Source organism: Streptomyces sp. NPDC020362, assembly GCF_040642095.1.
Taxonomy (GTDB): Bacteria; Actinomycetota; Actinomycetes; order Streptomycetales; family Streptomycetaceae; genus Streptomyces.
The window spans coordinates 44,486-70,037 of sequence record NZ_JBFAET010000030.1 but is presented as its reverse complement, the minus strand read 5'-3'; the positions used below and the strand labels follow the sequence as shown (position 1 = coordinate 70,037).

The window sequence follows — 25,552 nt, the reverse complement described above, 5'->3', positions numbered from 1 at the left end:
TCACGTCGCGCCTAGTTCCGTCGGCCCGGGGGGGGACCGGCAGGTACGGCTTTAGCTGTCAGGTGGTCCGGCCGAGAGCCCGACGGACGGCTGTAGCTGTCAGGTGGTCCGGCCCGGCAGGGTGTTGATGTCGATGACGGCGCGCTGGAGATCGCCCTGAGGCCGGTGGCCCAGGTCGTCGATCGCCACGATGTTCATGTTGCGGGCCAGTTCAGGTGCCCGCCAGTCCGTCTGCAGCCTGGTGACCAGCTGTGGGTTCAGACCATTCGCGAGGTGCATCAGGTAGTTGTCCCGGACCTCGGCCGGGAAGAACGGCGAGAGCAACCGGATCAGGAACAGCTGGGGTATCTGCAGATCCGGCTGGACGATGCTCGACAACACGAAGAAGCGGCCGGCGTCCGCCCCCGGGTCGCGCGCGAGGGCCGCCTGGTTGAGGGACAGTGTCTGGTCGTAGACCTGCTGCGGCGGGCTTCCGTTGAAGAAGGCCTTGAGGATCTCCCACCAGGACGGGTCTCCTGTCGGGTAGCTGCCGCGGTCGGAGATGCTGTCCGCGTGCCAGGCCCAGGGCTGGTCGACTGCTGCCGACGAGTCGACGAGCACGACGTTCTTCCCGGCCTTGACGAAGTCGCTGTACGTGGAGGTCGGGGACAGCTCGGTCCGGGTGGCGACGCGGGCGCCGAACAGGTCCCGCAGCCTGGTCAGCGGCTCTTTGGCGTCGGCGCCCGCCGGGACAGCGACCGACACGTTGATGATGACGACCTCCGAGGGATGCTCGTCGATCCAGCGCTTGACCGAGGCCGCCTCCCCCGAGGCGTCGTCGAAGAAGAGTCCTCCCATCGGGGCACCGTGGAAGGTCCTCCATTGCCCGCCCTCGAAGCACAGCCGCAGGTCGAGATAGCGGGCGCCCTCATCGAGCTGGTCGGTGACGCTGCCGCTCTGGGACCGCGAGATGCTGGCGGCCAGCCGCGGGTCGAGCGAGGCGACGTTGTAGGACCAGCCGCTGGTGCACAGCCCGGGGTCGGTCGGGATGCTCCAGCTGCCGGAGTCGTGACTGCCGGGCATCGCGATCCGGTTCAGCGGCTGGTTGTCGAGATAGCCGTGCATGCCGCCCATCCATCGCGACAGGTCCACCGTCGCGGCAGAGGCCCGGCCGGCCGGCGCGGCCGGGACCGCCCGCGCCCGTCCGTTGCCGATCGCCAATGCCGCGACAGCGAGGATCAGAGCGACCAGACCGGCCGCCGGTCTCCGTAAGCGAGTGCTGTCCGTTCCACGTCTCATCGTCGTACGCCCTCCTTGGGGGGAAGAGGCCGAGGTCGGGCCCGAGGGTAGAGGGCGGTGGACGCCATTCCCAGAGAATCTCCCGAACAGCGGCTCTGGACCGGACGCCGCCAGACGGCTGATCCGTGAGGACGACACCGCACTCACCACCGCCCACCAGGAACTACCGACGCTTCGGCCACCTGACGGCCCAGTCCGCGGAACCCTGCTGCGGATGTCCCGCAGGGCCTACGCGGCCGTCACCCGCGACGGCCAGGACGGACGACTCCAGAGCCGATCGGATCGATCGAGATGCCCAGTTGCCCGGGCGGTGATTCCTTGGTCACGGGCGCACCCCGTCCGCCATCCCCCGGTCGGCTGAAGGCTGTCCGCGTCCTTTCCCGCGCACGATCAAGGAGTCTGCCATGGTCAACACTCCGGACAAGACGCTCAGCGGCAAGGTCGCCTTCGTCGGTGGTGCGTCCCGCAACCTGGGCGGGCTGATCAGTACCACCCTGGGTGCCGAGGGTGCGCAGGTGGCCCGTCCACTACAACAGCGACTCCTCCCGTGCCAAGGCCGAGGACCTGGTGGCGCACATCAACGCCGGCCCCGGCAAGGCGTTCGCCATCCAGGCAGACCTGACGAAAGTCTCCGAGGTGGAGCGGGTCTTCGATGCGGTCATCCAGCAGTTCGGCAGGATCGACTACAGCATCAACACCGCCGGCATGGTGCTGAAGAAGCCGCTGACCGCGGTCACGGAGGAGGAGTACGACCGGATGTTCGCGGTCAACTCCAAAGCAGCCTTCTTCGTGATGCGCGAGGCGGCCCGGCGGATCGAGGACGGCGGGAAGATCATCACGATCGTCACCTCCCTGCTGGCCGCATACACCGGCCTGTACTCCTGCTAGGCGGGCAGCAAGGCCCCCGTCGAGCACTTCACCCGCGCCCTGTCCAAGGAACTGTTCGGCCGGAACATCTCCGTGAACAACATCGCTCCCGGGCCGATGGACACCTCGTTCTTCTACCCGGCCGAGGACGAAGACTCCGTCGCGTACCACAAGTCGTCGGCCATGAACGGTGACCTCACCAAGATCGAGGACATCGTCCCGTGGGTGCGCCACCTGCTCACCGACGGCTGGTGGGCCAATGGCCAGACCCTGTTCGTCAACGGCGGCTACACCACCCGTTGACGGATGCCGGCGATCCGGAGTCGCCGGCTCCGTCCGACGAGCGAATATCCCGAGGACAATGGGAATGTGGACCGGGCACACTGCAGGAATGGCCCATCCTGATCAAGACGCCCCGGTCCCCGGATTCCGCTTCAAGCCCACGCTGGACGGGGATCTGGTCCTGCTGCGGCCGGTCGCGGTGGACGACCTGGCTGCTCTGATGCCCATGTTCCAGGACGCGCAGACGACGCGGCTGACCGGCAGCCATGGCGAGGACGAGCCCGACGAAGGACGGCTACGGGCGTGGTACAGCACGCGTGCTGACCAGGACGACCGTCTGGACCTCGCTGTGGTGGAAAAGGCGACGGAGGACGTCGCGGGGGAGGCGGTTCTCAACGAGTGGGATGCGGACAACAAGAGCTGCAGCTTCCGCATCGCCTTCGCGCCCGGCGCGCAGGGACGTGGGCTGGGGACCGAGGCAACCCGGCTGATCGTCGGTTACGGCTTCGAGAGACTGGGCCTGCACCGCATCTCCCTCGAGGTCTATGCGTTCAATCCGCGAGCCCTTCGCGTCTACGAGAAGGTGGGCTTCGTCCGCGAGGGCGTACTGCGGGACGCGTTGCTCTGGGAGGGCGAGTGGGTGGACGCCGTCGTCATGTCGATCCTTGCGCGGGAGTGGTCCGAGCACCGCGGACGGCCCGAACGGGCCGGCAGGCCGTCGTAGTCGGCCCCCTTCCTCCGGCCCCCTTCCGCTGAGCTCATCCCACCGGGCTGCTCCGGTCGCCCAGAAGGACATGCACACGACGGTCCCTCAGCGGCTCCCTACAGGCCGATGTTGGTGAGGGGGACATTCCAGTCGTTGCTCTCGCCGTCCCGAGCCGCTGCTGGTGCCGCGGACAGCATCAGTCCGGCGACGACAACGGCCAAGACAGCGACGACACGACGCTTCATGATTCCTCCCGGGCGACGACGGTACCGACCACCCTGCTCCGGGCCGGCAGCCTCGCCCGCCCGGACACGCCGCTCAGCCGCTGGGTTTCAGCCGCTCGGCGACAGGATCCTGCTCACTGAACAGCCGGCGGCGGTCACGATCGAGGCCCCTGCGCACCCGTATCCGAATGAGGACAGAAGCTGACCTAGCCGATGCCTATGGTTACGGCATCGGCCGGGACGCGGTTCGACGATGTGAGCGTGACGCTCGCAAGACTGCTGTCCCTCGGGGCGAAGGAGTACCAGCCGCCCACCGACCGCGGCGCGGGGTTCGTCACTGCCGCGGTGACCGACCCCTTCGGGAACATCCTGGGTCTCATGCACAACCCGCACTACCTCGATGTGCTGGGTGCACGCGACCAGGAACGCGGCTCGATGTGCTGGCACACGTGACCAGGAGCGAGCCTTCATGCGCCGGGCACACGTGACGTGGAGCGAGGAGCGCGGTGGGAGGCCGCTCGGGTCGGGTTGCCGTCAGGCAGGGGGACGATTGCGGGTCGTGGGGGCGATGGTCAGCAGTGGCCGGTAGTGGCCCTTCGGATAGGGCTCACCGATGAGTTGGTCCTCGGCTTCGACCCAGGCGTGGGCGGCGAAGGGCTGGGTGCGCACCCCGGTGCACCAGGTCGGCCACGCGCCTCGGAACCGGCAGAGCAGGGCGGTGGCGATGGAGCGTTGCAGGCAGTGCTGTCCGGCGCAGCGCAGACTGACCGACACCACCGCGTCGCGTGCGGAGAGTGCTTGGCCGACGGTGGCGGGCTTGGCACCGCGGCGGGCGAACTCGAGGATCCGGCGCAGCCGTGCTGGTCGGATGCCGGCCAAGGGGCGGGCAAGAGCCACGGCCAGCAGCGGTAGCGCTCGCCGGTGCGGGGGAAGCCGCCGCTGTTCGGTCAGGGTGACGGGCACGGTCACGAGGTCACCACCAGGCCTGCCGAACTCAGCTGGGTGACGATGGCCCGTACGTCGTGTTCGGCCCGCTCGGGCGGGATCTCGTGACGGTCGGCGAGTTCGGCGGCGATGTCGTCGGGCGCGCAGCCGTCGAGCAGCCGGCGCAGCACGCCCGTGCCCGTGGTGTTGAGTTGCCAGTACCGTCCGGTGGTCAGGTGCAACAGGACGGTGCCGTCGTCGGTGTCGGTGGTGACTACGTCAGGGTGCAGGTGCAGGGGCATCGTGTTCCCTAGGCCGTGGGGCGGGGTGGGTGGCAGTGCGCAGCCACAGTTCGCAGCCGAGCAGGGCTTCCAGTGCGAAGACCGTGGTGAGGTCGCGTTGGGGCGCCAGGAGGCCCTCGCGCAGTGCCTCGACGTCGATGAGCCCGCGCTGGGCCAGTGCGGAGTCGGCGAAGAGGTTCAGGATCACGGGGAGGTTGTCGGCCAGCCCCCGGCGCAGGTCCTGACTGAACTCTCCCTTGGTGGCCCGGCCCAGGATCGCCGACGGCACGACGCCCTGCATCGCCTCGGCCAGCAAGGGTTTGTAGCCCCGTGGATCGGCATGCTCATGGGTGCGGACCCGCAGGACCGCTTCGAGCACGCGGGGGTCGTAGTAGGGCAGGTCCAGCTGTACGCCGGCGTCGGCGAAGATCCGGGCGATCAACCGGTAGTGGGCCGCAGTCGTACGCACGGCGAGCAGCGTCTGATGCTGGCCGAGGTCATCACTGAGCGGTTGCGCGTGCTGCGCCGTGTGCCTCAACTCCTGGCGGATCAGGTCTAGGGCCGCAGGGGTGATCCAGGGCGGAGCCTGTACGGCGTGCAGGCCCCAGCCCAGGGCCGGTGTCCGCGGCGGCCGGGGTGTACGAAGGGTGTCCGCCTGAGCGCGCCACCAGCCTGCCACGGTCCCCGGGCGTAGCAGCCCGGCCAGCGCCGGGCGCAGCGGCCAGCGTTTGAGCGCCCGGTTCTGGCGCAGTCGGCGCAGCGCGAGCACGGGGTGGTGCCGTAGCAGCGGAGCCAGATAGCCCGGGAAGGGCACGAACAGTTCGTCGCCGCCGTGGCCCGCCAGATGCCGGCGGGAACCGTGGTGGGCCAGCAGCTGGGCGTTGTGGCGCAATCGGGCGGCCGCGCGGTTGGTGACCAGGGGTTGTTCGGTTTCGACCGGTATGTTCTCGACGTCGAAGACCGACGGAAGCTCGCGCTGTGGAATCACCAGATGCTCGGCACGGTCGAGTGCCTGGATGGCCTGGCCCGCGAAATCAGCGTCGTCGTTGGCCGCGTCGGCCTCGGCCCAGCGTAGTGTCAACATCGTCGGTGTGTGGCGGGCAGCCAGGAAACACAGTGACGTCGAATCCATTCCGCCGGACAGATCGGCGCTCACCCGCCCGTGGGCAGGAGCACGATCCTGTACCGCTGCGGTGAGCGCCTCGCGCACCCCGGCGGCGGCGTCGTGCAAGGACAGATGCGGTACAGGGGGGTTCCACCACACTCTCTCGCGGGCCTGATCCCGGGTCCACTCCAGACACCGCTCGGGGGCCAGTGACGAGATTCCCGTCCACAGGCACCTCTCGTTCAGCGGGGGTGCCAGGGCAAGGCCGCCGGCCAGCCGCACGGCCAGTGACTGCTCGTCGACCGTGGCGCCGGCCGCCTCGGCCAGCACATCGGCCCGGTCGGAGGCCACATCCACGCCGTCGAGACGAGTGTGGAAGATTCGGCGCAGCCCGCTGATGCTGCCCTGCGCACGGACCTGCCCGTCCACCGACGCCATCAGGTGGACGGAGCCCGGGAGCATCGAGGCCAGCCGGTCCACGTCGGCTACGGCCGTGATCGTCGCCGCCAGTTCCAGGAGGCGTTCCTCGCTGATCGGGCAGTCACCGATCACCGCTACACGGACCGGGCCCGCCGTGGCCAACGCGATCTGGTCGTCTGCCCAGGAACCCACCAGCCACGGCCGGCCCGATGGGTGCAAAACCGCCCGCGGCGATGCGAACGCCATCCGCGCTCGCATCGCCGCAGCAGCAGTCGTATCCGGCAGGATCACAAACGCCGGCATCGTCAATCAGGTGTAGAGACCGAAGATCGAGTCGAGGTGAAAGCCGCCGAACCCGAGTGTGTCTTCGCTGAATTCGCCGACCTCGACCAACATCGGAGGAACGTACTGCCCAGCTTCCTGCTGCTCTTCCACAGAACCTCCCTGGAGACGTCAACTACCTTACGGAGCCTACAAGTTCGCTCGGAACGTGATCAACCGATGTGCTGGTCGTCACAGTTCATTGCCGGTTGCCGCGGGCCTCGGGCCGTCAGAGAAATGCATGTCGGCGTACCGGCACCGTGTCCTACGTTGACGCCGTGCGAGCGTCGAGACGGAGTTACGGGTATGTCGGCCCGGAGGATGTCAGGGACGCCGTCGGGCCGGACGACGGCGGGGCGGGCATCCGCACATCGGCCGACTTCGCGAACTGGGTGGCCGCACAGGCCGCCGGAGAACTGGCTGAGCCCTTCACCTTCGTCGTCGGCATGGATGGTGTGCTGCGGCTGGCCCCTCGTCGCAGCGAACACGTCGCCTGCGCGGGCGCGGACCGAGTGCTGAGCGCCGGCGAGATGAGTTTCCGCGCCGACGGCGGACGCTGGCGGGTGGACGAGGTCAGTAACCAGTCGACCGGGTATTGCCCGGACACCACGTCCTGGGTGGCGGTGGCAGAGGCGCTCGGTCAAGCCGGGCTCGACCACCCGGACTTCTTCACGCATGAGGTGATCTTCCGTCGTTGCCCCGGCTGCCAAGAGCACAACATGGTGCGGGAGAGCCACTTCGTCTGTGTTTTCTGCGACACAGACCTCCCCGCGCACTGGAATCTCGATCCGGAAGCCAAGGGCCTGGGTCTCCGGCCTTCTCCCGAAGGGCGCGTGCCTCGCGAGGCGGCCACGCAGAAGCGGCCCTCGAAGGAAAGGTGAAGGGCAAACTGACCGATGTGCATCACCGTGCTGAGGTTCCGCGGTGCTGTCGGCACCGTCGACGGGTCCTGATCGTCTTTGGGGGTGGCGAAGCTGTCTCCTCGATCCGGAAGGAATCTGCCGTGGCTCTCTCCCGCATCCGTCGTCGGCCGACCGTGTCCAGACCCGTGGCCGTGGCCGTCGTGGTCCTGCTCGCCCTGGCGGGCTGGTACGTGTTCTCGGGGCGGGGCGCGGGGCTGCTCCCGCAGGGCAGCTGGGGGCCGTGGCGGGAGAAACGGGTGAACAACTGGTCGGTGCGGATACGGGTGAACTCGTGGAGCGACGCTGCCGAAGCATATGTGCACATGGGCAAGGCCGAGGACTTCACCATGAAGGCGTACGGGACGTCGGCTGTCGCAACGACGGTGATGGACCAGACCCGGTTCACCCTGACACCCGGCGGTGAGGTCACCGGACAGTGGTTGCAGGAGCACGATGCGCGGTGAGGGCACTCCCGTCCGCCGCCTGATCCGGACCGGAGCCCTCGGCAGGACCAGTACGTCGACGAGGCTTCCTCCGAGAGGCGACCGCTGCCATGATCCAGCCATGCGCGACCACACCTCTGCCGTGTATGAGGCGCGGTACGGCTGGGATCTCAGGACCACGGGAGTCATAGCCCTCTGCGCCGTCTTCACCGCGGGCCTGTTCCTCCCGGGCATTCCGCTGTTCGCGCAGATCCTGGGCCTGCCGCTGTTCGGCGGGGGAGGGCTGCTCATGACGTTCGGGGCCATGAGCCGGAAGGTTGCGTTCCGGGTGGACGAGACAGGTGTGCTCCTCGGCGGGAGCCCCGTCCGGTACAGGGCCACCACCGCCCATGTGCCCTGGGAGGACATCACAGGGATTCTGTTCTGGAGCCAGGCTGCGGGCCGGGCCTCCGTGCCGTACGTCGGGCTCGGCCGACGAGAAGGCGCGCCGGTGCTGCCCGGGGACGGCCCGAAGTCGCGTGCCGTACTGAGGCACCTCGTTCCGGTGCCGGCCGAGGTGGCGATCGCCTCCCGGGCGGTGACCGGATGGCGTTTGGACAGGGAACGGCTGATCACCGCCGTGGCCCACTGTGCACCCGGAGTCCCCGTGTACGACCAGTCCTAGCCCGCCCGCCCCCTGTCCGTCCGATGCCGATGTCCGTCAGATGCCGACGATCAGGGTGAGCCCGTAGACGGCGACCGCCAGACACGCGCAGGTGCACAGCACCGCTGCCGCGATGCGCGCAGACCGGTTGGCGCCCTGGGCTCGGTCTCCGTCGGTGCCGTCCGGCCAGGCGGCGATGCCGAGAGAGAACAGCACGACCGTGAGCAGCGTGACACCGAGGCTCACACCGAAGACGCTGCCGAAAGCGCTCCAGTGGATTTCCATCGTTCGTCTCCTTTCGCCGACGGAGGGGACCGCCGTCCCGTTCACGCCGCGGTCTCTCCCGCGGGCTGGGGCAAGGGGGCGGGCAGTTCGTTGACGTTGTCAGCGGTCACCGGGCGGCGGCGCGACAGGGCCCAGAACCCGGCCGCCGAGGCGGCCGCCGCGGCCGCCACCAGGGCCACGCCTGTGGTGCCGTGGTCGGCGATCCAGGCCGCTGCGCCGCCGACGGCTGCCGCCGCGGGCAGCGTCAGCAGCCAGGACACTGCGATGCGTCCGGCTGTGCCCCACCGCACCTGGGCCAGTCTGCGGCCCAGGCCCGCGCCCAGGATGCTGCCGGTGCACACCTGCGTGGTCGACAGGGGAAAACCCATGTGGGACGAGGCGAGAATCACGGCTGTCGCACTCGTCTCGGCCGCGAAGCCCTGAGGCGCCTCGATGTCGGTGAGCCCTTTGCCCATGGTGCGGATGATCCGCCAGCCTCCCGAGTAGGTGCCCAGTGCGATCGCCAGACCGGAGGTGAGCACCACCCACCAGGGCGGCCCGGAGTCATGGGCCAGCACCCCGGCGGAGATGAGAGCGAGGGTGATGACGCCCATGGTCTTCTGCGCGTCGTTGGTGCCGTGGGCGAGCGCAACCAGCGAGGCCGAACCGATCTGCCCCCTGCGAAATCCACGTTGCGCCCGATCGCGGGCCGTACGCCCGGTGATGAGGTACGCGAAGTAGGTCGCCAGCACCGCCACGACGCCGGCGACGATCGGCGAGAGAACGGCAGGAAGCACGATCTTTTCCACGATCACCCCGAACTGCACCGCGGACCCGCCGGCGCCGACCCACACAGCGCCGATCAGCCCCCCGAACAGCGCGTGCGACGAACTGGACGGCAGCCCGGCGAGCCAGGTCATCAGGTTCCACAGGATCGCGCCGACGAGACCGGCGAAGATCATCACCAGGGACACCTTGGCGTCGTCCACGATGCCGCCCGAGACGGTCCTGGCCACGGCCGTGGACAGGAACGCGCCGACCAGATTCAGCACCCCCGCGACGGCGACGGCGAGGCGCGGTCTCAGGGCACCGGTGGCCACCGACGTCGCCATCGAATTGGCTGTGTCGTGGAACCCGTTGGTGAAGTCGAAGGCGAGAGCCGTCAGAACGACGACGATGAGAAGGAACGAGACGGAACCCACGGGGAAACCTCCCGAGGCAGGCCGGACTCCGCGCCCGCCGTGCGGGCCCGCCCGGACGCGTCTGACTTCCACGCTAAGCGGCGCTTCCGGAGCCTGCGACCGCGGGGCGGCTCGCGTGGCACCGCTCGTGCGTGAAGACAATCCGGCGGGTGCCGCCCGGAGTCCGGGCCCACGACGCGGGAGCCTATGACGCGGACGGGGTGCGATGCCCTCCGGGCCGGTATGGCTGCGGTGGGGCGGCGATTGGGTCACGTGTCGGACGCGGGAGGCCGGCGGAGCACGCCAGGGCAGGAGGCTGGCCGGATGGGGAGAGACGGGGAGTGGGGAAGGGCCGACCGGGAGCAGGTGCCGATGGGGACTTCCCTCGGACGGGGCGGCGTCGCCGGGTGTCTGTGGAACGGCTGTCTTGCCGTGCTGGTGCTCGCCCTGGTGATGGTGTGCGGGCTGTGGGTGTGGTTGTGGCTGACTCCCCGGCGCTGGGAGGGTGAGGCCCGCGACGACATGGAAAAGCACGTGGCGGAGGCCAGGTCCCAGCTGGCGGACTCGGCGGCCGACGGATCCCTGCTCGGCACGGAGATCGAGCGGGACGTGCACACCGGGCCCATGTCGGGTCCGGTGGCGGTGCGGCGGCAGGGTGGCACGGTGACGGTGACCGCGCTGCTCGCGGGCTTCGGGCCCGGTTTCATGAACCAGACGCTGACGACGGGCTGCTACCGGTTCCGTGTCGTCCCACCCCGGGTCACCGCCGCAACACGCGTGCCCGGCAGCGCGTGCGGTGGCCGGACGCGAGCCGCCTACCGGCCCTCTGCCGAGGTCGCGGACGACGTGGTCACCGAGGTGCGCGCGGCACTTGCCCACGGCGGGCTCGACGCAGCCGACAGGGCCGAGGTGTGGCAGACCCGCGGGATCGACGTCGTGCGCAAGGAGCTCTCCAAGGGACGGCTGACCGTCACGGTCCGCCTGCTCACAGGCCTCGGCGGCTACACGGCCGACTGCTACACCTTTGACGTCCGGCAGGATCCCCCCTCGGTGACCGCGCGAAAACAGGCACCGGGCCGCTGTGGCTCCGCCGGTGGCCCCGGGGGAGCGGCGGGCGCCTCGGGCCACGCGGACCCGGCCCCGCGGCACCACACCGGACGCCCAGACCCGACCGCGCCGCACCGGACCGCACCCGGGGGACCTTGAGCCTGCTGGTCGAGGAGGAGACGGCCTGACCTGGGCGCAGGAGTTGTGCTGGGCGTCGAGGCAGAGACGGCCTCGGCGTCTGTTCCTGCGGGGTGCGGTGGTCAGCCGATCGCTGTGGCGGGCGGCGAGTACGTCGACGAGGCTCCGGGCGAAGTGCCGTGCGGTGTTCGAAGTCCGTGCGCCGGTCGAGAGGGACCAGCAGATGCAGGCCACGCGATCCGGTCGTCATCAGCGCGGGGCGCAGGCCCGGTTCGGTGAGCAGGTCGCCCAACCGGCGTGCACTTCACCGTACGGTCTCGAAGCCGTCACCGTCGCTCCCGTCCGGGTCGTCGAAGATGAGCCGGACGGCACGGTCCAGGCGGTCCGCCTGGCTCAGCCAGGGACTGAACCGTCGCGGACACCGTCCGGCGCCATGCCGATCGCGGGATGGCGAGAGGGTACGACGGTGGCGGCGCCGGTCGGCAGCATCGAGTGCCGACCTGCGCCGCCACCTCGGCGCATCACAGCGCGGCGGTCGTCCCCTGCCCGGACGCGCTGCCCGCGAGCCACTCGTCCCATCCCAGGTTGAAGTCGGCGTAGCCGTTGTCGGGCGAGGCCTTGGCACGGGTCGAGCCGGTGATGGTGATGGGGTCGCCCTGCTTGACCTGGCCGTAGAACCACTCGGCGTCCGGCTTGGACAGGTGGACGCAGCCGTGCGAGCCGCGGGCGCTGCCGCTGCCCGGGTTGGGGTCGCCGGTCGAGAAGTGCACGTACGTGCCGGACTGGGTCAGGTGGACGTCCCAGGGCAGCGTCAGGTCGTAGTAGTTGGGGCTGCCCTTGTCGCAGCTGATGCCGACGCTGCAGGAGGTCATGTGGACCGTCTTCTCCTTGTCGATGACAGCCATCGTGCCGTTCCACGTCGGGAACTGGGGGCTGCCCGCATTGATCGACAGGGTGCGCACCGCCTTGCCGTTCCGGGTCACCTTCATGGTGTGGCCGGTCACCGAGACATCCGCGCGCACGTCGTCGCCGATCGTGAAGGTGTGCGTGTAGGCGCGCACGCCGTAGCGTCCGGCGCCGTTGCTGACGCCCTTCATGTCAGCGTCGACCTTCACCTTCGTGCCGGAGGGCCAGTAGGTCTTCGGTCGCCAGTCGGCGCGCTTGCCGTCGCTGAACCAGTGCCAGGCGCCGGCCACCGGCTGCGAGGCGCTCACTTTCATGTGCTTCTCGACCGTGGCCCGTGCCTTTGCCGCCACCGGGTTGGTGAAGACCACCGACACCGGCATAGCCACGCCGACCGTGGTTCCCGTCTGCGGGGTGATCGTGTCCAGCAGCATCGGCGGACCCGCGGGCTTCGTCGGCGACGGAGAGGCGCTCGCACCCGGCTTGCCCGACGCCTTTGCGTCGCCCCCGCTCGCCTTGTCACTGCTGCCCCCGCCGCAGGCGCTCGCGCCCACCATCACCGCAGCCGTGACGAGTGCGATCTGTATGCCGCCCTTGCGCCGTCCCACGACCTGCCCCGCTCTCTCGCTCTTCGGCCCTGACGGGCCCGACTCCCTGTCAGACAGTGAGGGTGTGGGCCGCAGTTGCGTCCGTTGCGTAAAGCGTGTCCCAAAACTTGGTGCGCATCGCAGGATCCAGAACCATGTGGGGCGCCGCATCGTCGCCTGCCACCTTCAGAGTGCGTCGGAGGGGAGGGGATTGGGCCGCACTGCTGTGGGTCGGCCCGTGCAAAGGTTCACGACCAGGCCTCCGCAGCGCAGAAGTCCTGGGCCGCAGCAGCCTGCCGGCAGGTGCGGACCGAGCCGCTGCCCACGAGGTCCCGCGTCCGGCACGGAAACTCAGGCAGGGGAAGCGGCCTGCCGTCCAGCGCAAGCCGGACAGTATCGCGGCCGCCCTGCTCGAACAGCAGGAGGGCAGGCGGCCGAAAGCGCACGAGGACCTGGGCCATGCGATCCGCCTGGGGGAGGGGCTCTGGGCCCCAGCCGCCCGGACCCGCCGCGGGCCTGTCGGCACCGACGCCCCCGAGCCACGCGGCACAAGGCGCGGGCCCGAGGGCGTGAGAGCCGTTGGAACGAGCCCGTGCGGTACCGGTGGGCCGTCCTGCAGGCACAGGATCAGGCGGGCGCCCCTTCGGAAGCCATGAGGATCGTGGAGCGTGCCTGATGCCGGCGCTCGTAGTCCAGCACCCGCCGGGAGACACGCTCGGTGGCCTCACCGAGGCGCTTGAGGATCTCGTCCTCGTGCATGCCGTCGTAGCCGGGCCACGGTTCGGGCCCGAGCAGGTCGGCGATCTTGTTCAGGACCGTGGGGCGCGCCGCATGAGAACGCTCGTAGGCGCCGACCGTGGCGAGATCCGTCTGGGACAGCTGCGGCAGCCGCTCGATGACCGTCCTGGCGCCGAGCCGTCGGTAGTCGGAGATCGGCAGTTCCATTTCCGAGATGAGGGCTCCCTCCGGCGTACCCCGGAGCCGGTCCACTCCCGGCATGCGCTCTGCCGTTTCGCGCAGCCAGGCGCTCCAGTCGCGCACCGCGCGGGCAGCGGCGCCGATGCCCAGGCTCTCGGTGGCCACGACCGCGGCCTCGGCGTGCTGCTCGAGGCTGTTGCCGAGTGCCTCCAGCGTCTCCTCGCCGTCGTGGCGAACGGACCGCAGCAGTTCCGAGCTGACGCCGTCCTGGGCCTTTTGCGCGATCCGCTCGGCCGCCCGGCAGATCGCCACCCCGAAGGCGGTGACCGTGTACTCGTCCTGGGCGTTCCTGAGCATCTGATGCTCCGTCGCCGTGAGCCGGCCCTGCAACAGGGCGCTCGGGACGGTCCTGGCCACCTCCAGGGGCAGGCGGACCGCCTGCTCGGTGAAGTGCCGGACATTCCCGGCAACCGTCTGTACCAGTCCTCGGGGCGACAACGCGTTCAGTCGTTCGTCGATGAGGTACACATGTCCGCGGGCGTCCCCCATGCGGCGCTCCAGGATCTCCCGGTACTCCCCGGCAGGCGTCACGGCGAGATGGGCCCTGAAACGGTCGGCGAGCGCCGCTTCGGCCTCACGGACCTCACGCAGCGCTCGAACGAGCATGTCTGTGGCTACGGTCATCACGTTTCCTTCGGATCGTGCGAGGCTCGCAAGAATCGGACCGGCAGACGGCCGGTCCGGCCCTCCCAACGCTGCCCCGAAACGACCGTCCCCGCATCTCGCGGGTCGGCGGATGGAGCCATGCCGGTGACAGCCCGTGAACCCGGCGGACCGTCGCCTGTGCATCTGGCACACGAAGAGGTGCATCTGGCACACGAAGAGTCATCCGGCATACGAAGAGGTGCACCTGGCATACGAAGAGGTGCACCTGGCATACGGAGAGCGGGATCCCCGTGGTGGAGAAAACGGGATCCCGCTCCGGGCACGGCGCCTCAGTGCTTGAAAACGTCCTTCGCCTTCTCCTTCGCCTGGCGCGCATCGCCCTTCGACTTCTCGGCCTGGCCCTCGGCCTTCATCCGCTCGTTCCCCAGTGCGCGGCCGACCGTCTCCTCGGCCTTGCCCTTCGCCTGCTCCATCTTGGCCTTGGCCTTTTGATTTCCGGCCATTGTCCTTCATCCTCCTCACCGAATGCGGCGGCGTTGTTCACCCACGCCGGGTACCCATGCGTGGCGGGAAAACGCCGAAGTCTTCAGGAAGGGTGAGATGCGCTGCGTAGCCGTCGCCGTCAGTCGGCGTGACCGGGCGGCAGCAGCGGTGCGAGCGGGCCGAGGTCCAGGTTGAGGTCCTCCATGGTCAGACCGTAGCGGGCGCACAGTTCGCTCATGCGGTCGTGGAGGATCATCAGGGTGGTGCCCAGACGCTCTTCCTCCTCCTCGGTGAGGTCGCCCTGGTCGACGCGGTGCAGCGCCTGCCGCTCCATGAGCTGCCGCAGCAGCTCGACCAGAGTGAGGACGAGCCTGATCAGATCGCGTTCGACGGTGTCGGGGTCGGCGCTGACGCGGCGGGCCGGACGCGGGGGCCCGGGCCGTCCGGCCGGTGTGATGTCGTCGGGTACGGCGGGCAACAGCCGAAACGCCCGGGCGGCCGCGTCGGCGACCTCGCGCAGGCGGTCGGGCGAATCGGGGTGCCCGCCGCCCGCCGCGGCCGTCACGGCTCGTCCTCGGGGCGCGGCTCGTCCCCGGGGCGTGCTGCGGTCTCCCACGGCGACGGGTTCCGGGCGCTCACGGAGACGATCAGGGCCCGCAGGGAGATGCGTACCAGGTCGATGTCGGCGATCGACAGCACCACGTCACCGGTGAGAACGACGCCGCCGCTCAGCAGGCGGTCGAGCAGGTCGATGAGGGCCACCTGGCGCTGCGCCAGCGGCTCCGCCGCGGGCGGCCGCTCCACGCCGTTCATGGCGCCGGGTCCGGTGCCGGGCCCTCGGAGCCGGGCAGGGCGGCGAAGGAGTAGGGCGCCCAGGGGCCGGTGACGTCGATGCGTACGCCGGGCAGGCCCTGGCCGGCCTCGATGACCCGTGTGCGGAATTCCGCCGCGTTCTCGTGCGCCACGAGATAGGCGTCGTTGACGACGTTCTCCCCGGCACCGGCGGCGAGTACCCCCTGCTGCACCCGGTGCCGGGCGTGGCCGGCCGCCATGTCGTGGCCGATCCCCTCGACGCGCTCGGCGGCCTGCCGGGCGGCGCGGTAGGACTCGTCGCGCGAGTGTCGCTGGGAACGGCGGGCGCGCAGATAGGCCCGGCCGGGGCCGAGCCCGTCGGCGGTGCCCACCGCGCCCGCCTCGTCGTAGCCCTGCGGTTCCGGCGGGGGCTCCACGTAGATCTTGACACCCCATTCGAGGTGGCCCGCCAGCCGCCGCACGGCCTGTGAGAACTGCTCGGCGTCCTCGCGGAGCATCGTCCGCACACGTCCGTCGTCCAGGTACACCGTGGCGAGCCGCAGCGGCAGCACGGTGGTGTGTGCGGCCAGGGCCTCGATGACGGTGTGGTGGGCGCGGGCGACGGCCTCCAGCCAGTCCAGGTCCTCGAGATGGCGTCGCAGGGCGCTCTCCTCGAAGTCCTGGGCCGGTACGGGGCTGACGGCCGCCGCGAGACCGCTGCCGGGGCCCGCAGCCACCAGGTGGACCGGCGCACCTGCCACGCCTTTGACGCCGTCCAGGACCCCGGCGAGTTTCTCCTCGTGGCTCCGCAGCACGGCGTAGGCGTAGGTGACCGGTTCAGTCATCTGCCGCTCCGCTCCTGCGCCTGGTGGAGGACCTCGAAGTGCTGCGTCGGCCGACGGTCCGCCGCTCCTCGTCCGGCTCCTCGCCCGGCGACAGCTCCCGTTCCCTCCTCAGCGTTTCGATCTCGGCGTGCAGCCGCCGGTTCTCCTCGGCCAGCCCACGCTCATCGGCGCGCGAGGACAGCGACGGGTCGTGTTCCCACCAGTCGATTCCCATCTCCCTGGCCTTGTCGACGGAGGCGACGATGAGCCGGAGCTTGATGGTGAGCAGCTCGATGTCGAGAAGGTTGATCCGGATGTCTCCCGCGATGACGATCCCCTTGTCCAGGACGCGCTCGAGGATGTCGGCCAGGTTCGCCGAAGAGCCCTGTCCGTAGCCGTACGGGCCCGCGGCCCTGGAGGGGTACGAGCTCAGCCGGTTGGCAGGGGACTCCGACACGGCAGGCACCTCGATTCCAGCTCAGGGAGCGCTGTCGCCCCGCCGGTAGGCCGCGATCTCCTCCAGGCGGTCGAGGAGCAGTTCCTCGTGCTCTTCGAAGGTCTTCTGGTCGATGTGGCCCGCGAGCAGTGCTTTCTCCAGCGCGGCCAGTTCGCGCTCCACGGGCTCGGGGTCGTAGTACTCCCGCTCGGCGGCCTCGACCACCCGGTCGACGACCCAGCCCACGCCCCGCACGGGCGCCAGCGGAAAAGTGAGGATCTGGGTCAGCAGGCCCATGAGCAGCGCCTCTCAGACTCTCAGACGAAACTGTACGGGGGCAGCGGTCCGCGCAGCCGGAACTCGCACTCCTCGCCCAGTTGGTTGGCCAGGCTGATCCCCGTGGCCAGGAACATCTCCTCCTTGTCGTCCTCGACCAGAAAGGAGACGTTGAGGAAGTCATTGCCGGCGGGCGCCGAGACAATGTTGTCGCGCGCGTACGGGCGCAGGGCCTCGACGATGCCCGCGGCGAGTGCCTGCTGCCGTGCCTCGGCTTCCTGCGCGACCAGTTCGCCGAGCGAGAGCGACATCTCGGGGGTACCGGAGCCGTCGCGGATGGCGGTGTTGAGCTCGCGGGCCTCCTCCGACTCCAGAAGGATCCGGCGCAGCAGCGCCTCCTCCTCCCAGGAGACCTTCAGGTTGTACTCGGTGGCGTCCTTCAGGTTCTGCAGCTGCTCCTGATATTCGCCCGCTCTGTCCTCCAGGGCTCCGCTGACCGCTTCGTCGTCCTCGGCCGTCATGCCGAATCGCAGCGGCAGCACCGCTCCGTCGGCCATCAGCCGCTCCTGGACCTCCTGGTGCGCCAGAACGTCACGCCGCCTGGGGCGGAGGTCCTCGGGCGCGTCGCTGACGACCGCACACAGCACTCCGGCGGTCACCGTGCGCAGCGGGCTGGGCGGTTCTCCGACGCCGTGGAGGTCGTCGAGCTGCATCGGGTGGTCCTTCGAGGTGATGGAGTAGACGTAGACGGCCATGGTCACTCCCTCTGCCGCCGGGAGGCTCTTCTGGCGGGTCGGCGCCGCTGCTGCCTGGGCTCCTCCTCGTATTCGGGCTCCTCCTGCTCGTCTTCCCCGTTCTGCTCGTACTCCTCCTCGTCCTCGGCCTCCTCTTCGCCACCGCTACCGGTCAGGGTGTCCTTCACGGCTTCGACGGCGCCGGTCAAGGCTCCCTTGGACTTGCCCTTGGCCCCGCCTTCGGTGATCTCGCCGACGAGATCCGTGAGCTGTGTGGGCTGTTTGCTGCCGGATTCGAGGTCGAGGCGGTTGCAGGCCTCGGCGAAGCGCAGATAGGTGTCCACGCTGGCCACGACGATGCGGGCATCGATCTTGAGTATTTCGATGCCGACGATGGACACGCGGACGAAGACGTCGATGACGAGGCCGCGGTCGAGGATCAGTTCCAGGACGTCGTACAGGCTGCTCGTGCTTCCGCGCGAGACGCTGCTTCCGCCCTGCGGCACCACGGTCATGGCGCCTCCCTTCACCACCCCCTGGTACGTATCAGCGGCGCCGGTCGATCTGGCCGCGCGTGTAGCGGCGGGTCCGTTCGTACGCCAGCAGGTCGCCCTCCGCGTCCAGCGTGACGTGGTAGGTGCCCAGCACGCTGGTGGTCTCGGGGACTCGCTCCAGTTCGAGTACCTCGACATCCGCTTCCCAGCCGTCTTCGGTCGGTTTTATTGCCGACACCGATTCGGGGGCGCGTCCGAGGAGTTCCTCCAGCTGCCCCGCGGCGCAGCGCATGACCCATGCCGCCGAGCGCTTGCCGGGCTTCGCGGACCTGCCGCTGCGCGTGCGGCGTGGGGTGTCGTCACCGTGGGAGGGTCGCCTGCCACTCCCCGTGCCGTCCTTGTCTGACGCGGCCATGTTCCCAACTCCGTCGCTGGAGCGGCGGTCTCCTGTCACTCAAACGTACTATTTCAACATATACATCTTGAAAGTGTGCCGCGACGGGCCGCCGGTGGCCGTGCGCCGCCGGGCGACCGCGCAGCGGCTCGCCGGAGGGAATGATCGATGAACGATTCGACGAAAATCGCTCTTGCCGCCGCAGTCGCCGGGGGCTACGTCCTCGGCCGTGCCAAGAAGGGGCGACTCGCCTTCGGGGTGGCCACCTATCTCGCGGGCCGCCGGTTCGGCCTCGACCCCCAGCAAATGCTCACCGAAGGCCTGCGCAGGCTCCAGGAGTTGCCGCAGTTCGCCGACCTCAGTGAGCAGGTGCGCGGTGAGTTCAAGGACGCGGGCCGCAAGGCGCTCGCCGCCGCGGCCGACCGCAAACTCACCGATCTCGCCGACGCCTTGCACGAAAGGACCGCCCGCATTGGCAGCGAGAAGGAGGAGGAAGAGGAGGACGAGGAGGAGTACGGGCCGGAGGGCGAGGAGGAGGAGTTCGAGGACGAGGAAGAGGAGAACGAAGAGGAAGAGGAACCCGAGGAGGAGGAACCGGAGGAAGAGGAATCCGAGCAGGAAGAGCCGGAAGGCGAAGAGTCCGAGGAGGCGGAGGCGCCGCGGGCGCAGAGGCGTATGTCCAGGCGCAGGCACCTCACCCGCCGGGCCGAAGAGGCCAGGGAGGAGCCGGAGGAGGAGCCTCCCCGGCATCGCCGCACAGCCAGGCGTCCGTCCGCGCGGCCCGCGCCGCGCAAGGCGACGGCACGCAAGACCGCCGCCAAGAAGGCGCAGCCGGCGAGGAAGGTGGCCAAGAAGACGGCCAAGAAGAGCGCGGCACCGCCCAGGAAGACCGCCGCGAAGAAGACCGCCGCGAAGAAGACTGCCGCGAAGAAGACCACTGTGCGGAAGACCGCGGCGAAAAAGACCACTGCGCGGAAGACCGCCGCGAAGAAAACCGTCGCAGCACCGAGAAAGACTGCCGCGAAGAAGTCCGCGGCACCCGCAAGGAAGTCCGCGGCGAAGAAGGCTGCCCCCAGGAAGACCGCGCCGAGGAAGACTGCCCCGAAGAAGACGACGGCCAAGAAGTCGTCCACACGGCGGAGGTAGGCCATGGCCAGGACGGCACAGAAGGGCGAGCATGACGAGCTCTCCGGCCTCGACCGGTTGCGGGACGAACTCGTCGACTACCTCGGTGCTCAGATGGAGCATCTCGCGGACGTGGCGGGCGACAAAGTGGAGGGCCTCACCGACCAGTTGATGGATGTGGCCGAGAACGGGGGAGTTCTCCCGAAAGTCGGCGCCCGCATCCTCCAGGGGGATTCACCCCTCAAAGCGCTGATCGGTGAGAAGGCGACGAGCATCAAGGACAGTGTGGTCGAAAAGGCTTCGAGTCTGTTCGGTGGCGGCAAGGGCCGCAAGTCCGGCAATCCCAAGGTTACGAGCATCATCGAACACCTGGATGTAGGTGTTCCGGTCCGTGTCGCCTATGACCATTGGACCCGGTTCGAGAAGTTCAGCTCTTTCACCAAGGGCGTGCGCAGCGTGTCCCAGGGGGACGAGACCAGCAGCGACTGGAAGGTGAAGGTGGGGCCGTCCACCCGTTCCTGGAAGGCCACCATCCAGGAACAGATCCCGGACGAGCGCATCATGTGGACCTCGGACGGCGCCAAGGGCAGCACCCGCGGTTGTGTGACCTTCCATGAGCTGACACCCACGCTCACGCGCATCGTGCTCGTCGTCGAGTACTACCCCTCCGGCTTCTTCGAGAAGACCGGCAACCTCTGGCGCGCCCAGGGACGCCGACTCCGGCTCGACGCCAAGCATTTCCAGCGTTACGTGACGCTCTCCGACGAGGATGCCGACGGCTGGCGCGGTGAGATCCGTGACGGCGAAGTGGTGCGCACGCACGAGGAGGCGATGGAGGAAGAAGAGGCCGAGTACGAGGAGGACGAGCCCGGGGAAGAGCCCGGCGAGGAGGAGGAAGAGCCGGCGGAGGGCGAGTATCAGGACGCCGATACGGAGTACGAGGACGAGGACGAAGGCGATTACGAAGACGAGGAGGAGGACGAAGGAAAAGGTGGGTAGGAGGACGAGCAGGCGTGAGACCGGAGCACGGATGCCGGGCGACGGTGGAGGGGCGCGGTGGCCCGCTGCCCTGGGCGTCGGCTGACCGTCGAACGTCCGGGTGGTGTCCGAGAACCGGTCAGCCACATCCGGACCTTCGGGTCTGCGAGGCTGTGCTCCGACTCCCGCGGGCGTCGACGGCTCTCCTGGAGCGGTCGGGGTGGTGCAGTGCCGCGTCGGCCCCGTGGGTGCCGGACGCCGCCCGGCGGCACGGGCAGAAGGGCGGCACGAGGTGCGCACCGTAGGAGTTGAGGAGGAACTCCTTCTGGTCGACCCGGACAGCGGGGAGCCGAAGGCGCTGTCGGCCGCGGTCCTCGCGCGTGCGGCTCAGGACGATCCCGGACAGGACGTCTTCGAGAAGGAACTGTTCGGGCAGATGCTGGAGTTCGCCACGCACCCGCAGTCGGAGATGGCGGCCCTCGGCGCCGAGATCGTGCGCTGTCGCAAGGAGGCGGCACGGCACGCCGGCGAGATCGGGTGTGCGGTGGCCGCACTCGCCACCTCCCCGCTGCCGGTCAGCCCGTCGATCAACGTGAACGAGCGCTACCAGTGGATGGCCGAGCACTACGGGTTCGCCACCCAGGAGCAACTGGTGTGCGGCTGCCATGTGCATGTGTCGGTGGAGTCAGACGAGGAGGGCGTGGCCGTGGTCGACCGGCTGCGGCCATGGCTCGCCGTGCTGTGTGCGCTCAGTGCCAACTCGCCGTTCTGGCAAGGGCAGGACACCGGCTACGCCGCCTACCGCAGCCGGCTGTGGGTGCGTTGGCCGTCGGCGGGGCCGACCGAGCTGTTCGGATCCGCCGAGCGGTATCACCGGCGCGTGGCGGACATGGTGGCCACCGGGGTCATCCTGGACGAGGCGATGGCCTACTTCGACGCGCGTCCGTCCGCGCGCTATCCGACGGTGGAGATCCGGGTGGCGGACGTGTGTCTGCGCGCGGACACCGCCGTCCTCGTCGCGGCGCTGGCACGGGCCCTGGTGGAGACCGCATCCCGCGAATGGCGGGCGGGCAGGCCACCGCTCGACCACAGTGTCAGCCTGCTGAGGCTGGCCGCCTGGCGGGCCGCCCGCTCGGGCCTTGACCAGGATCTGCTCGACCCCGCGACCATGCGACCCCGGGCCGCCGCGGACGTGGTGCGCTCGTTGCTGGAGCACAGCGGGGACGCGCTGACCGAGTGCGGCGACGCGGCCCTCGCCGAAGAAGTCGTTGCCGAACTGCTCGGCCGGGGCAACGGTGCCCGTGAGCAGCGCCTGGTCATGGAGCGCACGGGCAGCCTGCCGACCCTCGTCTCCGAGTGCGTACGGCACACCCAGGGGGAGTGACCGGCCGGAGGGAGGCAGCGTGCCGACCCTTGTCTTCGAGTGCGTGCGCCGCACCCAGGGGGCAGTGACCGGTCGGAGGGACGGAGCGTACCGACGGCTGCCGAGGCTGAGCACGGTGTCGTAGGTGACACACACGCCCGCGGACCCGGACCCCAGCCGTCAGCGGGCCGCGTCCGTCGTGGCACGTCAGGCGGGCCGCCGTGCGCGTCTGGACCGAGCGGGTGTCTTGCGGCGTGCCGCAGGGTGCCCTGGCGCCGCCGTCCGCGGGTGCCTCCTAGCCTCAAGGACATGCTGGGGCTTCCTGCTCACGTCCGTGCCTGCTTGTTCGACCTCGACGGGGTGCTCACCCAGACCGCGAAGGTGCATGCGGCTGCCTGGAAGGAGATGTTCGACGGTTATCTCCGCGAGCGCGCTGCACGTGAGGGGACCGCCTTCGTGCCCTTCGACGCGGTGGACGACTACGACGAGTACGTGGACGGGCGGCCCCGCGAGGACGGGGTGCGCACGTTCCTCGCCGCACGGGGGATGCGCCTGCCCGAGGGTGCGCCGGACGATCCGCCCGAGGCGGAGACCGTGAACGGACTGGGCACGCGGAAGAACGACCTGGTGCTGCGCCGGATCCGCGAGGAAGGGGTGGAACCCTACGAGGGCTCGGTCCGCTTCGTTCATGCCGTGCGGGACGCCGGTCTGCGCCGCGCGGTGGTGTCGTCCAGCGCCAACTGCCGCGATGTCCTGGTGGCGGCCGGTATCGAGGACCTCTTCGACGAGCGGATCGACGGGGTGGTGGCGCACGAGCGCCGTCTGCGGGGCAAACCCGCTCCGGACACCTATCTGGAGGCGGCCCGCGCACTGGGGACGGAGCCGCAGGACGCCGCCGTGTTCGAAGACGCCCTGGCCGGTGTCGAGGCGGGGCGTGCGGGGCGCTTCGGCGTGGTCGTGGGGGTCGACCGGGTGGGCCAGGCGGCGCAACTGCGGGCGCACGGGGCCGATGTGGTGGTCCGTGACCTGGCCGAACTTCTGGAGACGCGGTGATCACCCATCCCAGCTTCACCGTCGAGCCGTGGTGCCTGCGCGAGACCGAACTGAACCTGGACGTGCTCGCCCAGAGCGAATCGGTGTTCGCTCTGTCCAACGGGCACGTCGGGTGGCGCGGGAACCTCGACGAGGGGGAACCCCACGGGCTGCCCGGCGCCTATCTCAACGGCCTCCACGAGCGGCATCCGCTGCCGTATGCGGAGGCGGGCTACGGCTATCCCGAGTCCGGCCAGACGACGATCAACGTCACCGACGGCAAGATCGTCCGGCTGCTGGTCGACGATCACCCGTACGACCTGCGCTACGGTCGGTTGCTGGCGCACGAGAGGGTGCTGGACTTCCGCACCGGCGTGCTCAGCCGCACCGCGCGGTGGACCTCGCCCGGCGGCCGCACGGTCCGGATCACCTCGCGGCGGCTGGTGTCCTTCACCCAGCGAGCGGTGGCCGCGGTGGTGTACGAGGTCGAGCCGGTCGACGGACCGGCCACCGTGGCCGTGCAGTCCGAACTCGTCGCCAACGAGCAGCTGCCCCGCTTCGAGGGGGACCCGCGCGTCGCCGCGGCGACCGAGTCCCCGCTGGTGGCCGAGGAGCACTTCGCGCAGGAGACCCGGCTACGGCTCGTGCACCGCACCGAGGGCAGTGCACTGCGGGTGGGAGCGGCGGCCGACCATCTCGTCGAAGGGCCCGACAGCACCCGTTGGACGGCACAGAGCGAGCCTGATGTCAGCCGTCTGACGGTGACCGCGGACCTGGAGCCCGGACAGCCGCTGCGGCTGGTCAAGTTCGTGGCTCACGGCTGGTCGGGGGAGCGTTCGCTGCCGGCCGTGCACGACCAGGTGGACGGAGCGGTGGCGGCCGCGGTCAGCACCGGCTGGGACGGGCTGGTCGCCGGGCAGCGGGCCTACCTGGACCGGTTCTGGGCCGGCGCGGACGTCGAGGTGGAAGGAGACGCGCAGATCCAGCAGGCGGTACGGTTCGCCCTCTTCCACGTGCTCCAGGCGGCGGCCCGCAACGAGAACCGGGCGATTCCCGCGAAGGGCCTGACCGGAACCGGGTACGACGGGCACTCCTTCTGGGACACCGAGTCCTACGTGCTGCCGGTTCTCACGTTCACTGCGCCCGAGGCCGTCGCGTCGGCCCTGAGATGGCGGCACACGACGCTGCCCGCAGCGCGCGAACGGGCGCGTCAGCTGGGGCTGTCGGGGGCTGTGTTCCCCTGGCGGACGATCGACGGTGCCGAGTGTTCCGCCTACTGGCCGGCGGGGACGGCTGCCTTCCACATCAACGCGGACATCGCCATGGCCGCGGTCCGGTACGTCATGATGAGCGGGGACGAGGAGTTCGAACGCGGTGAGGGGCTCGACCTCCTCGTGGACACCGCCCGGCTGTGGCGCTCCCTGGGCCACCACGACGCGGACGGCGTCTTCCACATCGACGGCGTGACCGGACCCGACGAGTACAGCGCCATCGCCCGGGACAACCTCTACACCAACCTGATGGCGCGACAGAACCTGCTGTCCGCAGCCGACGCGGCCACCCGCCATCCGGACCGGGCCGACGAACTCGGAGTGGACGACGAGGAGGCCGCGGCCTGGCGGGACGCCGCGACCCGCATGGCGATCCCGTACAACGAGACCCTCGGCGTGCACGAACAGTCGTCCGGGTTCACGCACTTCCAGCGCTGGGACTTCGAAGCGACGCCGCCCGAGAACTACCCGCTCATGCTGCACTATCCCTACTTCGATCTGTATCGCAAGCAGGTGGTGAAGCAGGCCGACGTGGTGCTCGCGATGATGGAGTGCTCGTACGCGTTCACCGACGAGGAGAAGGCGCGCAACTTCGCCTACTACGAGGCACTGACCGTGCGGGACTCCTCCCTGTCCGCGTGCTGCCAGGCGGTGCTCGCCGCCCAGACCGGGCACCTGCGGCTGGCCTACGCCTACCTCGGCGAGGCCGCACTCATGGACCTGGACGATCTGGAGCACAACACCCGGGACGGGCTGCACATCGCCTCCCTCGCCGGGACCTGGATCGCCCTGGTCGCCGGCTTCGGAGGCATGCGCCGGCACCTCGGTGACGACGGGAAGCCGGATCAACTGGGGTTCGCGCCGCGCCTGCCCGAAGCGCTGTCCAAGCTGGCGTTCACGGTACTGGTGCGCGGGCGCAGGCTGACGGTGGACATCGGTCAGACCCACGCCCGCTACCGGCTGGTGGACGGCGAACCACTCGTGGTGATGCACTACGGGGAGCCGCTGACCGTGAGCGCCGACGCCCCGGTGGACCGCCCGGTGCCACCCGCCCCCGTGCACCCCGAGCCGCAGCAGCCGCACGGCCGCGGTCCGGCGGGCCAGTCCGCCGGGGAGGAATCCCCGGCAGAGACACGGGAGTAGCACCGAATGGCACGGAGCGGCACGCACCGAACGGAGCGGTGCTGAGCGGCACGCACCGAACGGAGCGGCTCGGAGCAGTGCACACCGGAGACAGCAGGCGCGGCGGG

Annotated in this window: 30 protein-coding genes and 2 pseudogenes; 12 read left to right on the top strand and 20 right to left on the bottom strand. The window is 69.7% G+C overall.

The genetic code is table 11. The features are described 5' to 3' along the window. Positions 1 to 99 precede the first annotated feature (99 nt). The gene (locus AB0H32_RS14835) at positions 100 to 1,278 is read right to left on the bottom strand and encodes a hypothetical protein (RefSeq protein WP_361119427.1); all 1,179 of its coding nucleotides are present in this window, start codon (positions 1,276 to 1,278) and stop codon (positions 100 to 102) included. A 404-nt stretch (positions 1,279 to 1,682) separates the two neighbouring features. On the opposite strand from AB0H32_RS14835, the pseudogene AB0H32_RS14830 reads away from it, so the two are divergent. After that, a pseudogene (locus tag AB0H32_RS14830) lies at positions 1,683 to 2,448 on the top strand (SDR family oxidoreductase). Between the two features lie 88 nt (positions 2,449 to 2,536). Beyond that, positions 2,537 to 3,151, top strand: a complete 615-nt coding sequence (locus AB0H32_RS14825) for a GNAT family protein (protein ID WP_361119425.1) — start codon at positions 2,537 to 2,539, stop codon at positions 3,149 to 3,151. A gap of 98 nt (positions 3,152 to 3,249) precedes the next feature. Here the strand turns inward: AB0H32_RS14825 and AB0H32_RS14820 are convergent, their stop codons facing one another. Then, a complete protein-coding gene (locus tag AB0H32_RS14820; protein WP_361119423.1) occupies positions 3,250 to 3,378 on the bottom strand; it encodes a hypothetical protein in 129 nt (42 codons plus the stop codon). 240 nt (positions 3,379 to 3,618) lie between these two features. Between AB0H32_RS14820 and AB0H32_RS14815 the strand changes: the two genes are divergently transcribed. Next, positions 3,619 to 3,810 carry a hypothetical protein gene (locus AB0H32_RS14815; RefSeq protein ID WP_361119421.1) on the top strand — a complete coding sequence of 64 codons (192 nt, stop codon included), beginning with the start codon at positions 3,619 to 3,621 and terminating at the stop codon, positions 3,808 to 3,810. A gap of 81 nt (positions 3,811 to 3,891) precedes the next feature. Here AB0H32_RS14815 and AB0H32_RS14810 read toward each other — a convergent pair whose 3' ends face one another. The 4 genes from AB0H32_RS14810 to AB0H32_RS14795 all read right to left on the bottom strand — a co-directional run bounded on the left by AB0H32_RS14810 (position 3,892) and on the right by AB0H32_RS14795 (position 6,522). Next, positions 3,892 to 4,326 (bottom strand): lasso peptide biosynthesis B2 protein, encoded by a 435-nt coding sequence (locus AB0H32_RS14810; protein ID WP_361119419.1) that lies wholly within the window; start codon positions 4,324 to 4,326, stop codon positions 3,892 to 3,894. After that, positions 4,323 to 4,583 carry a lasso peptide biosynthesis PqqD family chaperone gene (locus AB0H32_RS14805; protein WP_361119417.1) on the bottom strand — a complete coding sequence of 87 codons (261 nt, stop codon included), beginning with the start codon at positions 4,581 to 4,583 and terminating at the stop codon, positions 4,323 to 4,325. Before AB0H32_RS14805 ends, AB0H32_RS14810 begins: the two co-directional genes overlap by 4 nt. Beyond that, entirely contained in the window at positions 4,561 to 6,279 is a 1,719-nt protein-coding gene (locus AB0H32_RS14800) for an asparagine synthase-related protein (RefSeq protein ID WP_361119415.1), read from the bottom strand. The genes AB0H32_RS14805 and AB0H32_RS14800 overlap by 23 nt, the downstream gene beginning before the upstream one ends. A 117-nt stretch (positions 6,280 to 6,396) precedes the next feature. Continuing rightward, a complete protein-coding gene (locus tag AB0H32_RS14795; RefSeq protein WP_361119413.1) occupies positions 6,397 to 6,522 on the bottom strand; it encodes a lasso RiPP family leader peptide-containing protein in 126 nt (41 codons plus the stop codon). 164 nt (positions 6,523 to 6,686) lie between these two features. On the opposite strand from AB0H32_RS14795, the gene AB0H32_RS14790 reads away from it, so the two are divergent. From AB0H32_RS14790 to AB0H32_RS14780, 3 genes are all read left to right on the top strand, one after another. Further along, positions 6,687 to 7,289, top strand: coding sequence for a hypothetical protein (locus AB0H32_RS14790; protein ID WP_361119411.1), 603 nt, complete (start codon positions 6,687 to 6,689; stop codon positions 7,287 to 7,289). Positions 7,290 to 7,411: 122 nt separating this feature from the next. Beyond that, entirely contained in the window at positions 7,412 to 7,774 is a 363-nt protein-coding gene (locus AB0H32_RS14785) for a hypothetical protein (protein WP_361119409.1), read from the top strand. A gap of 100 nt (positions 7,775 to 7,874) precedes the next feature. Continuing rightward, on the top strand, positions 7,875 to 8,417 hold the full coding sequence (locus AB0H32_RS14780) for a hypothetical protein (protein ID WP_361119407.1): 543 nt from the start codon (positions 7,875 to 7,877) through the stop codon (positions 8,415 to 8,417). Between the two features lie 36 nt (positions 8,418 to 8,453). Here AB0H32_RS14780 and AB0H32_RS14775 read toward each other — a convergent pair whose 3' ends face one another. Both AB0H32_RS14775 and AB0H32_RS14770 read right to left on the bottom strand, forming a co-directional pair. Then, entirely contained in the window at positions 8,454 to 8,681 is a 228-nt protein-coding gene (locus AB0H32_RS14775) for a hypothetical protein (RefSeq protein WP_361119405.1), read from the bottom strand. Positions 8,682 to 8,722: 41 nt separating this feature from the next. Then, entirely contained in the window at positions 8,723 to 9,862 is a 1,140-nt protein-coding gene (locus tag AB0H32_RS14770; protein ID WP_361119403.1) for an inorganic phosphate transporter, read from the bottom strand. Positions 9,863 to 10,213: 351 nt separating this feature from the next. Between AB0H32_RS14770 and AB0H32_RS14765 the strand changes: the two genes are divergently transcribed. Continuing rightward, positions 10,214 to 11,047 carry a hypothetical protein gene (locus AB0H32_RS14765; RefSeq protein WP_361119430.1) on the top strand — a complete coding sequence of 278 codons (834 nt, stop codon included), beginning with the start codon at positions 10,214 to 10,216 and terminating at the stop codon, positions 11,045 to 11,047. A 169-nt stretch (positions 11,048 to 11,216) separates the two neighbouring features. On the opposite strand, the pseudogene AB0H32_RS14760 reads toward AB0H32_RS14765, so the two are convergent. From AB0H32_RS14760 to AB0H32_RS14705, 12 genes and pseudogenes are all read right to left on the bottom strand, one after another. After that, a pseudogene (locus AB0H32_RS14760) lies at positions 11,217 to 11,276 on the bottom strand (hypothetical protein); the annotation flags it as partial. A gap of 271 nt (positions 11,277 to 11,547) precedes the next feature. Continuing rightward, the gene (locus tag AB0H32_RS14755) at positions 11,548 to 12,537 is read right to left on the bottom strand and encodes a L,D-transpeptidase (RefSeq protein WP_361119401.1); all 990 of its coding nucleotides are present in this window, start codon (positions 12,535 to 12,537) and stop codon (positions 11,548 to 11,550) included. A 606-nt stretch (positions 12,538 to 13,143) separates the two neighbouring features. Next, positions 13,144 to 14,118 (bottom strand): hypothetical protein, encoded by a 975-nt coding sequence (locus AB0H32_RS14750; protein ID WP_361119399.1) that lies wholly within the window; start codon positions 14,116 to 14,118, stop codon positions 13,144 to 13,146. Between the two features lie 311 nt (positions 14,119 to 14,429). Further along, positions 14,430 to 14,603: a CsbD family protein gene (locus tag AB0H32_RS14745; protein WP_361119397.1), complete on the bottom strand. Its 174-nt coding sequence runs from the start codon at positions 14,601 to 14,603 to the stop codon at positions 14,430 to 14,432. Positions 14,604 to 14,722: 119 nt separating this feature from the next. Then, positions 14,723 to 15,148: a gas vesicle protein K gene (locus tag AB0H32_RS14740; protein WP_361119395.1), complete on the bottom strand. Its 426-nt coding sequence runs from the start codon at positions 15,146 to 15,148 to the stop codon at positions 14,723 to 14,725. Beyond that, entirely contained in the window at positions 15,145 to 15,396 is a 252-nt protein-coding gene (locus AB0H32_RS14735) for a gas vesicle protein (RefSeq protein WP_361119394.1), read from the bottom strand. The genes AB0H32_RS14740 and AB0H32_RS14735 overlap by 4 nt, the downstream gene beginning before the upstream one ends. Then, positions 15,393 to 16,220: a GvpL/GvpF family gas vesicle protein gene (locus AB0H32_RS14730; protein ID WP_361119392.1), complete on the bottom strand. Its 828-nt coding sequence runs from the start codon at positions 16,218 to 16,220 to the stop codon at positions 15,393 to 15,395. Before AB0H32_RS14730 ends, AB0H32_RS14735 begins: the two co-directional genes overlap by 4 nt. Beyond that, positions 16,213 to 16,632, bottom strand: a complete 420-nt coding sequence (locus AB0H32_RS14725) for a gas vesicle protein (protein WP_361119429.1) — start codon at positions 16,630 to 16,632, stop codon at positions 16,213 to 16,215. Before AB0H32_RS14725 ends, AB0H32_RS14730 begins: the two co-directional genes overlap by 8 nt. Positions 16,633 to 16,677: 45 nt before the next feature. Continuing rightward, positions 16,678 to 16,932 (bottom strand): gas vesicle protein GvpG, encoded by a 255-nt coding sequence (locus AB0H32_RS14720; protein ID WP_361119390.1) that lies wholly within the window; start codon positions 16,930 to 16,932, stop codon positions 16,678 to 16,680. Positions 16,933 to 16,952: 20 nt separating this feature from the next. Beyond that, the gene (locus AB0H32_RS14715; RefSeq protein ID WP_361119388.1) at positions 16,953 to 17,666 is read right to left on the bottom strand and encodes a GvpL/GvpF family gas vesicle protein; all 714 of its coding nucleotides are present in this window, start codon (positions 17,664 to 17,666) and stop codon (positions 16,953 to 16,955) included. A gap of 2 nt (positions 17,667 to 17,668) precedes the next feature. Further along, positions 17,669 to 18,160 (bottom strand): gas vesicle structural protein GvpA, encoded by a 492-nt coding sequence (locus tag AB0H32_RS14710; RefSeq protein ID WP_361119386.1) that lies wholly within the window; start codon positions 18,158 to 18,160, stop codon positions 17,669 to 17,671. 31 nt (positions 18,161 to 18,191) lie between these two features. Continuing rightward, positions 18,192 to 18,554, bottom strand: coding sequence for a gas vesicle protein (locus AB0H32_RS14705; protein ID WP_361119384.1), 363 nt, complete (start codon positions 18,552 to 18,554; stop codon positions 18,192 to 18,194). Between the two features lie 147 nt (positions 18,555 to 18,701). Here AB0H32_RS14705 and AB0H32_RS14700 point away from each other — a divergent pair, with 147 nt between their 5' ends. The 5 genes from AB0H32_RS14700 to AB0H32_RS14680 all read left to right on the top strand — a co-directional run bounded on the left by AB0H32_RS14700 (position 18,702) and on the right by AB0H32_RS14680 (position 25,445). Continuing rightward, the gene (locus AB0H32_RS14700) at positions 18,702 to 19,679 is read left to right on the top strand and encodes a histone H1-like repetitive region-containing protein (protein ID WP_361119382.1); all 978 of its coding nucleotides are present in this window, start codon (positions 18,702 to 18,704) and stop codon (positions 19,677 to 19,679) included. Positions 19,680 to 19,682: 3 nt separating this feature from the next. Continuing rightward, on the top strand, positions 19,683 to 20,657 hold the full coding sequence (locus AB0H32_RS14695; RefSeq protein ID WP_361119380.1) for an SRPBCC family protein: 975 nt from the start codon (positions 19,683 to 19,685) through the stop codon (positions 20,655 to 20,657). Positions 20,658 to 20,928: 271 nt separating this feature from the next. Beyond that, positions 20,929 to 22,020, top strand: a complete 1,092-nt coding sequence (locus AB0H32_RS14690; RefSeq protein ID WP_361119378.1) for a glutamate--cysteine ligase — start codon at positions 20,929 to 20,931, stop codon at positions 22,018 to 22,020. A 288-nt stretch (positions 22,021 to 22,308) separates the two neighbouring features. Further along, positions 22,309 to 23,052 carry a beta-phosphoglucomutase family hydrolase gene (locus AB0H32_RS14685; RefSeq protein WP_361119377.1) on the top strand — a complete coding sequence of 248 codons (744 nt, stop codon included), beginning with the start codon at positions 22,309 to 22,311 and terminating at the stop codon, positions 23,050 to 23,052. Then, a complete protein-coding gene (locus AB0H32_RS14680) occupies positions 23,049 to 25,445 on the top strand; it encodes a glycosyl hydrolase family 65 protein (RefSeq protein WP_361119375.1) in 2,397 nt (798 codons plus the stop codon). Before AB0H32_RS14685 ends, AB0H32_RS14680 begins: the two co-directional genes overlap by 4 nt. The last annotated feature ends 107 nt before the right edge of the window (positions 25,446 to 25,552 follow it).

Excerpts from the sequence above, each read along its gene's own strand:
- AB0H32_RS14835 (WP_361119427.1), bottom strand. The coding sequence starts at position 1,278 with ATGAGACGTGGAACGGACAGCACTCGCTTACGGAGACCGGCGGCCGGT.
- AB0H32_RS14825 (WP_361119425.1), top strand. The coding sequence starts at position 2,537 with ATGGCCCATCCTGATCAAGACGCCCCGGTCCCCGGATTCCGCTTCAAG.
- AB0H32_RS14820 (WP_361119423.1), bottom strand. The coding sequence starts at position 3,378 with ATGAAGCGTCGTGTCGTCGCTGTCTTGGCCGTTGTCGTCGCCGGACTG.
- AB0H32_RS14805 (WP_361119417.1), bottom strand. The coding sequence starts at position 4,583 with ATGCCCCTGCACCTGCACCCTGACGTAGTCACCACCGACACCGACGAC.
- AB0H32_RS14780 (WP_361119407.1), top strand. The coding sequence starts at position 7,875 with ATGCGCGACCACACCTCTGCCGTGTATGAGGCGCGGTACGGCTGGGAT.
- AB0H32_RS14775 (WP_361119405.1), bottom strand. The coding sequence starts at position 8,681 with ATGGAAATCCACTGGAGCGCTTTCGGCAGCGTCTTCGGTGTGAGCCTC.
- AB0H32_RS14765 (WP_361119430.1), top strand. The coding sequence starts at position 10,214 with ATGGGGACTTCCCTCGGACGGGGCGGCGTCGCCGGGTGTCTGTGGAAC.
- AB0H32_RS14750 (WP_361119399.1), bottom strand. The coding sequence starts at position 14,118 with ATGACCGTAGCCACAGACATGCTCGTTCGAGCGCTGCGTGAGGTCCGT.
- AB0H32_RS14745 (WP_361119397.1), bottom strand. The coding sequence starts at position 14,603 with ATGGCCGGAAATCAAAAGGCCAAGGCCAAGATGGAGCAGGCGAAGGGC.
- AB0H32_RS14735 (WP_361119394.1), bottom strand. The coding sequence starts at position 15,396 with ATGAACGGCGTGGAGCGGCCGCCCGCGGCGGAGCCGCTGGCGCAGCGC.
- AB0H32_RS14730 (WP_361119392.1), bottom strand. The coding sequence starts at position 16,220 with ATGACTGAACCGGTCACCTACGCCTACGCCGTGCTGCGGAGCCACGAG.
- AB0H32_RS14720 (WP_361119390.1), bottom strand. The coding sequence starts at position 16,932 with ATGGGCCTGCTGACCCAGATCCTCACTTTTCCGCTGGCGCCCGTGCGG.
- AB0H32_RS14715 (WP_361119388.1), bottom strand. The coding sequence starts at position 17,666 with ATGGCCGTCTACGTCTACTCCATCACCTCGAAGGACCACCCGATGCAG.
- AB0H32_RS14710 (WP_361119386.1), bottom strand. The coding sequence starts at position 18,160 with ATGACCGTGGTGCCGCAGGGCGGAAGCAGCGTCTCGCGCGGAAGCACG.
- AB0H32_RS14705 (WP_361119384.1), bottom strand. The coding sequence starts at position 18,554 with ATGGCCGCGTCAGACAAGGACGGCACGGGGAGTGGCAGGCGACCCTCC.
- AB0H32_RS14700 (WP_361119382.1), top strand. The coding sequence starts at position 18,702 with ATGAACGATTCGACGAAAATCGCTCTTGCCGCCGCAGTCGCCGGGGGC.
- AB0H32_RS14695 (WP_361119380.1), top strand. The coding sequence starts at position 19,683 with ATGGCCAGGACGGCACAGAAGGGCGAGCATGACGAGCTCTCCGGCCTC.
- AB0H32_RS14685 (WP_361119377.1), top strand. The coding sequence starts at position 22,309 with ATGCTGGGGCTTCCTGCTCACGTCCGTGCCTGCTTGTTCGACCTCGAC.